The sequence below is a fragment of the Nostoc sp. CHAB 5715 genome (assembly GCF_020829685.1).
In the GTDB taxonomy this organism is placed as follows: Bacteria; Cyanobacteriota; Cyanobacteriia; order Cyanobacteriales; family Nostocaceae; genus Nostoc.
The window spans coordinates 1-6,727 of sequence record NZ_JAIVFR010000364.1; the positions used below are offsets into that span (position 1 = coordinate 1).

At 42.9% G+C, this 6,727-nt stretch carries 5 protein-coding genes; 2 read left to right on the forward strand and 3 right to left on the reverse strand.

The features are described from left to right. The coding region (locus tag LC574_RS20100; protein WP_229455160.1) for a hypothetical protein at nucleotides 1-182 on the forward strand (182 nt) is incomplete at its 5' end. A gap of 9 nt (nucleotides 183-191) precedes the next feature. Here the strand turns inward: LC574_RS20100 and LC574_RS20105 are convergent. From LC574_RS20105 to LC574_RS20115, 3 genes are all read right to left on the reverse strand, one after another. Beyond that, a complete protein-coding gene (locus LC574_RS20105) occupies nucleotides 192-2,471 on the reverse strand; it encodes a response regulator (RefSeq protein WP_229455167.1) in 2,280 nt (759 codons plus the stop codon). Between the two features lie 5 nt (nucleotides 2,472-2,476). Beyond that, nucleotides 2,477-2,902 carry a response regulator gene (locus LC574_RS20110; RefSeq protein ID WP_229455161.1) on the reverse strand — a complete coding sequence of 142 codons (426 nt, stop codon included), beginning with the start codon at nucleotides 2,900-2,902 and terminating at the stop codon, nucleotides 2,477-2,479. 231 nt (nucleotides 2,903-3,133) lie between these two features. Beyond that, complete coding sequence (locus LC574_RS20115; protein ID WP_229455163.1) at nucleotides 3,134-5,704, reverse strand: GAF domain-containing protein; 2,571 nt, start codon at nucleotides 5,702-5,704, stop codon at nucleotides 3,134-3,136. Nucleotides 5,705-6,033: 329 nt separating this feature from the next. On the opposite strand from LC574_RS20115, the gene LC574_RS20120 reads away from it, so the two are divergent. Beyond that, nucleotides 6,034-6,727 (forward strand): tetratricopeptide repeat protein (locus LC574_RS20120; RefSeq protein ID WP_229455165.1); only part of this gene is annotated, 694 nt, incomplete at its 3' end.

A 6,727-nucleotide genomic window follows, 5' to 3' on the forward strand; every position in this document is an offset into this window, starting at 1 on the left:
GGGCATGGGGCATTGGGCATTGGGTTAGGAAAATTCTTCCTAGTCCCCAGTTCCTAGTTCCCAGTATCGGTAAGAGAAGTGCCTTAACCGATGCGATGCTCAATCATATCAAATCCAAGCAATTCGCACCCACATCAATAAAGCAGCCTTTTGTACTCATATCTATCAGGATACTTACGTAATTAGTTGACTCACGATAGTACTTTCTGTAAAGAAAGCAATAATTCGTTGACAGTATAGGGCTTCGACAAAAACGTATTCACACCAATCGCAGCTACTGCACTGAGCTTATTGTCAGACATAAGTCCACTGCTGGCAATAATTCTGACTTGGGGGTTGATTTTTCGTAGGGTACGGATGGCAGTTAAACCATCCAGCGAGGGCAGCATAATATCCATTAGTACAGCACTAATTTTGTCCTTATTTTTAGCGTACAGTGCGATCGCCTCAATGCCATCACTGGCAACTAAGATTTTATAGTTGTGAGCTTCTAGTGATGTTCTGGTAATCTCTTGAATGGCAGCTTCATCATCCACAACCAAAATTAATTCTCCATGTCCTGTCTGTGGTGGCAATTCTTCTGGAGTGAGTGTTTCCATTCCCCCCACTGCTGGTAAGTAAACCTTAAAGCTAGTGCTACTTCCCAGTTCGCTATATACGTCCACAAAACCTCCGTGGCTTTTAACTATCCCCAGTACAGTGGAAAGTCCTAAACCAGTGCCTTGTCCCACATCTTTTGTGGTAAAGAATGGCTCGAAAATTCTATCTAAGATTTCTCTAGGAATCCCACTTCCAGTATCGGAGACAGTAATCACTGTGTAAGGCCCCTCTTTGGCTTCCAGGTTCATCCGGGCATAATTTTCGTCAATTAACAGATTCTCGGCAGAGATACTCAAACTACCGCCATTGGCCATAGCATCGCGGGCGTTAACGCAGAGGTTCATCAGCACTTGATGGAGTTGGGTGCTATCTCCAGAAACCATCCACAAATCTTGCGGTACATCAGTGCTGATTTCTATGGATTTGGGAAATGTCTCTTTGAGAATCTTGGCTAGTTCTACAATCAAATGTCTGAGTTGCAAAGTGATGCGCTTCCCTTCTACACCCCGCGCAAAGGACAGCACCTGTTTGACTAAATCAGCACCGCGTCTAGCGTTGATTTCTAAAATTTCTAGTAGATGGCGAGTTCGCGCATCTGCATGAGGAAATTTGAGCGGTAGCAGTTGCGCTCCTGCCAAAATTGGTGTCAGGATATTGTTGAGGTCGTGAGCAATGCCACTAGCTAGAGTGCCAATACTTTCTAGGCGTTGGGCGCGAAATAATTGGGCTTCTAGGTGTTTTTTCTCGGTAATATCTGTGTCAACAGTGAGAATTGATTTCGGTTTGCCTTGTTCATCGCATACCAAACTCCAGCGACTAGCAACAAGGATTTCCTTGTCCATTTTAGTCAGTTTAGTTAACTCGCCCTGCCACTTTCCTTTACTAACAACTTGTAAAAGAGCCGCTTCAATTTCTGGTGAAGGTTCGTCATACAAAAGCTCACTAGCATTTTTGCCCCAAGCCTCTGTAGCTTTCCAGCCGTAAAGTGTTTCTGCGCCTTTGTTCCAGAAGATAATTTGATTGTTTAAATTTCGCAGGCAAATAGCATCTGTGGTGACATCAAGTAATGCTGCTTGTTCGCGGATTTTTTCTTCTGCCAATTTGCGTTCGCGTAGTGCGGCTTGTCGTTCGCTAATATCAATACTGGCGCATGTCACGCCGACAATTTCTTGCGACTCGTTCCGCAATGGCTCAACTGTCAAATCGTAATATCGAGTTGTATCTTTGATTGTTATTGATACTTCCTCTCGCGTTCCTATGCCACTGGTTAACACTCCACGTTTAATTGTGGTGAGACGTTGAGCATCTTCAACTGGGATAATATCTAAGTCTTGTTTACCCAACATTTCTTCAACAGTCAATCCATCGGAGGGATTGTAAACCCAGGTGTACCGTAACTCGCAATCTTGGTTGTAGACGAAGATGGGAGAGTTTTTCAGGGCTACCCGAAATCGTTCCTCACTCTGTCGCAGTGCGTTGTCTGCCCGTTGACGTTCAATGGCATAACGCATGGAGCGCACCAGCAAGTCGCCAGTTACTTGCCCTTTCACCAAATAATCTTGTGCTCCTTCTTGCATTGCTCTAATTGCTAGGGTTTCATCGTTTATACCCGTCAGCACAATTATCGGAGTGGCTTTTGCTTGGTGGTGAGCGATGACAAAGGTTTCCAGTCCCTGGCTATCTGGCAGCGAGAGGTCTAACAAAATTAGATCAAAAAGTTCTTTAGCTAGGTAGTTGAGTGCTTCAGAAAGCCGCTCAACGGGCGACAAATCAACTACAACTGTAGTAACTTCCTTTAAAAACTCCTGTAATAAAAATACATCACCAGGGTTATCTTCTACTAATAAGACTTTAATATTTTTACCTGCCATTTCCACTACTCCGGTGGCAGTTTTACGATCGCAAACCAAAAATTTTCTATTGATTGTACAATTTTAACGAATTGATCGAAATCTACGGGCTTAGTTATATAACAGTTTGCACATAAATTATAGGCTTTGAGGATGTCTTCTTCAGCTTGGGAAGTCGTCAAAATTACTACAGGAATTCGCCTGAGATTTTCATCTCCTTTAATTTCTGCCAGTACTTCCCGCCCATCTTTTCTGGGGAGATTTAAATCGAGCAACACAATATCTGGATGGGCTGCTTTGACATATTTTTCCTGCTTTCGCAAGAATGCCATTGCCTCTACACCATCTTCGACCACATTCAAGTGAATGGAGATTTTGCTATCTTCCAAGGCGATGCGTGTGAGTTGGGCATCGCCTGGATTGTCTTCTACTAACAAAACCTCAATAGGCATAATCGCTTTTATCCTACTACTCGGGGTTTAAAACCCCATCCCAAGAAGGGTTGCTTGTAATGCGATTGGGGTTTAAATCCCCCTAACTAAACGTAATTGCGAACTTGTACTGAGCGTAGCCGAAGTATTGCGAACTTGTACTGAGCGTAGCCGAAGTATTGCGAACTTGTACTGAGCGTAGCCGAAGTATTGCGAACTTGTACTGAGCGTAGCCGAAGTATTGCGAATTGTTTAAGGTGTCCACGATTGCTTAAGAGTTCTATCTGGAATTGTGAAGTAGAAAGTCGAGCCTTGACCCAGTTTCGACTCAACCCAGATCCGGCCGCCGTGGCGTTCTATAATTTTCTTACAAATTGCCAGACCAATTCCAGTACCCGGATACTTATCTCTACCGTGCAAGCGCTGAAAAATTATAAAAATACGTTCTGCATACTGGGATTCTAAACCAATGCCATTATCGCACACCCAGAACAGCCATTCATCTACCGACGGGATCACATTTAAACTTTCTCCATCTGAATTTCCATCTGGCTTCGCTACTCCGATGTGAATTCGTGGCTGCTGATAACGGCAAAATTTAATCGCATTGCCAATCAGATTTTGAAATACTTGTATCAGTTGGGTAGCATCAGCCATCACTTCAGGTAGAGGATCGTGAGTGACAATTCCTTTACTATCAGCGATCGCAATTTGCAGATTAGCGATCGCCTGTTCTAAGACAACAGTACAATTTACTGGTATAAAGGGCTGTCCACGGGTGCTGACGCGAGAATAATTCAACAAATCATTTATCAGCGTCTGCATCCGCCGCGCCCCATCTACTGCGTAGTTGATAAACTGATCGGCATTAGCATCGAGTTGACTTTTGTATCTTCGCTCTAGTAGTTGTAAATAACTCGTTACCATCCGCAATGGTTCTTGCAAGTCATGGGAAGCTACATAGGCAAATTGTTCCAATTCCGCATTAGAACGAGCGAGTTCCTTACTTTGCTGGCTTTCTTTTTCTAATAGTTGCGCTTGAGATAAAGCAATCCCAATTTGATTACCTAGTTGCTTTAACAACTCTGTCTCAAAGTTATTCCACCGTCGAGGTGCAGAACACTGATGAGCCAGCAACAAGCCCCAAATGTTTTCTCTGATGAGAATTGGCACTACAAGGTTAGCTTTGACAGCAAACTGCTGAAGAAATTTTCGATGGCATGGTTGAATGTGAGCAGTTTGAATGTCTTCCATCGCACTAACTCTGCCTTGGCGATATCTTTCTATGTATTCTTCTTTAAAACAGGGGTCAAAAATATTTTTTCCCAAAATTACCGGCCAACCAGGTAGCACCGCTTCTTGTACTACTGTTCCCGAACCATCAGACTCTAGTTGAAAAATTAAAACTCGGTCAGCTTGTAGTAGTTTTTGTACCTCAGTAACTGTAGTTTGGAGGATTTCGTTTATTTGTAAAGATTCTCGAATTTTCAAGGTGACTTCGGCAAATAATTGCGATCGCAAATTCTGCCGCTTTAATTCCTCATCTGCCTGCTTGCGATCTGTGATATCAGTATAAGAACCCACTATCCGCACTATATCACCCGATGCGTCCCAAAGTGCCTGTCCTCGATCTAGAATCCATTTATAGCTGCCGTCTTGGCAGTAGACTCGATATTCACAGACGTAAAACGGTATTTTCTTGGCAAAGTGGTCTTGGAAAGCTTGAAGTACCCAATCTCGCTCATCGGGGTGGATTAGTTTTATCCATTCATCCCAATCGTTGGAAACTTCGTGGTCTTTATAACCGAGCATTTCTTTCCACCGAGTTGAGAAGAACACTTCATTAGTTTTAAGGTTCCAGTCCCAAATACCATCATTATTACCATGTAATGCTAATTGCCAGCGTTCTTCACTCGCTCGTAGTGCTTCTGCTGTTCGCCGTCGTTCAGTAATGTCTTGGAAATATACAGACAAGCCGTCTTTTGCAGGATAGGCGTGGACTTGCAACCAGCAGTTTAGTGGCTGATAAAACTCCTCAAATTCCACACTCACCTGTTCTAACATTGCCCTCTGATACTCACGATGGAATGTTGTGTCTATGAGTTCTGGAAATACCTCCCAGATGCTTTGACCTAATAATTCATTGTGGGCTTTTTGCAACAGTAATTCTGCTTGACCATTAATGTAGGTGAATCGCCACTTTTTATCTAAAGCAAAAAACGCATCAGTGATGCTTTCGAGCAAATTAGCAATGCGGATTCTCGCAGCTTCAGACTCGGCGTGTGCTGCTTGCTGGTGCGCCATTAGTTTCTCGGTAACTTGAGATACCTCAGTTACATGACGCCTGAGTTCTAGTTGGTCGATTACCAAGCAACTCAGAGCTACAAGTGCCTCCACTTGTTCTTGGTTCAATTCCCGTGGAACTTGGTCAATTACACACAGAGTTCCCAGCATATCTCCCTTGGGAGTAATTAGGGGTACACCTGCATAAAACCGTACATGAGGATAGCCAGTTACTACTGCATTATTTGCCAATTTTTCATCAGCTAGGGTATCAGGAACTACTACAACATTACGCTGCTCTTGGCAAAGGTAAGATAAGCCCACAGTCCGGGGCATTTCTGATACATTTAAACCTACTTTTGCCTTAAACCATTGACGGTTTTCATCAATGAAATTTACCAAGGATATGGGCGTACCACAAATAAATGCCGCTAACTGAGCAAGATTGTCGTAAGCTTCTTCCGGTTCGGTGTCAAGAATTTGATACTGGCGGAGGGCTTCTAGCCTGGCCACTTCTGTATCAATTTGTCCAGCTTTCATTAACTTTTCTTAATAAATTTAAATGTTATATCTAGCCAGCAGGGTGGCTATCTCAAGAATAGCTTAATCTCTTGTAATAATTCTTAGTCTTTTCCCCGCCTCTGGCTGTTCAGGAAAGTCTGTTTAAATTTTCTCAATGATTCGGATAATGGTCAGACGGTTTGGATGGTTTTTGACTAGTTCTGACTTTTGAAACATCCTCTAAGTTTGTTTGGGTTGTCCACATTAACACTTGTTCATGTTGCAACATCTGCGTAATTTTCTCATAAAAAGAGTGATATATAACTAAAGGAAAACATCTCTGCTTTAAATGAGGAAGGAGTATTTTTATGGATTATTTTTTCAGGACTTGGCTGCAAAACAAACTTCATCGCCAGAGCTTGCTGAGTGCGAGTGTGTTAGTTTCTCTAACTTTGACCTTACCATTCTTTGTAATTAATTCAAGAATATTAAGTGCATCGGCACAGACGCAAACAGACCAAAAACGCACAGACGAGGCGTTGCGTCTGTACCAAGTAGGTGAACAACAGTATAATCAAGGTCAGTTAACAGAAGCATTAGAGACATTTCAACGGGTTTTAGTTCTTTATCGAGAAATTGGCGTTAGCGAAGCGGCTCCAAAGGAGCATCGCTCCCACCAAGCAAAGACCTTTAATAACATTGGGGAAGTTTATAACGATATCGGTCAGTACCCCAAAGCCTTAGAGTTCTACCAGCAAGCCTTAGACATTACCAAACAAATTGGCGACAAACAAGGGGAAGGTGCAACACTTAGAGGCATTGGGTCAGTTTACAACAACATCAATCAGTACCTCAAAGCTCTAGAGTTGTACCAACAAGCAAATGGCATTGCCAAACAAATCGGTGACAAAAAAGAGGAAATTCAAACCCTCAATGGTATTGGAGAAGTTTACTCTAGCCAAAATCAGTACGCCAAAGCTTTAGAGTTTTACCAGCAAGCAAATGGCATTGCCAAACAAATCGGCAACAAGAAGGGGGAAGGTGAGTCCATCAATGGTATTG

Bases quoted from the DNA above. Each gene is read 5' to 3' on its own strand.
- LC574_RS20110 (WP_229455161.1), bottom strand. From the start codon at position 2,902: ATGCCTATTGAGGTTTTGTTAGTAGAAGACAATCCAGGCGATGCCCAA.
- LC574_RS20115 (WP_229455163.1), bottom strand. From the start codon at position 5,704: ATGAAAGCTGGACAAATTGATACAGAAGTGGCCAGGCTAGAAGCCCTC.
- LC574_RS20105 (WP_229455167.1), bottom strand. From the start codon at position 2,471: ATGGCAGGTAAAAATATTAAAGTCTTATTAGTAGAAGATAACCCTGGT.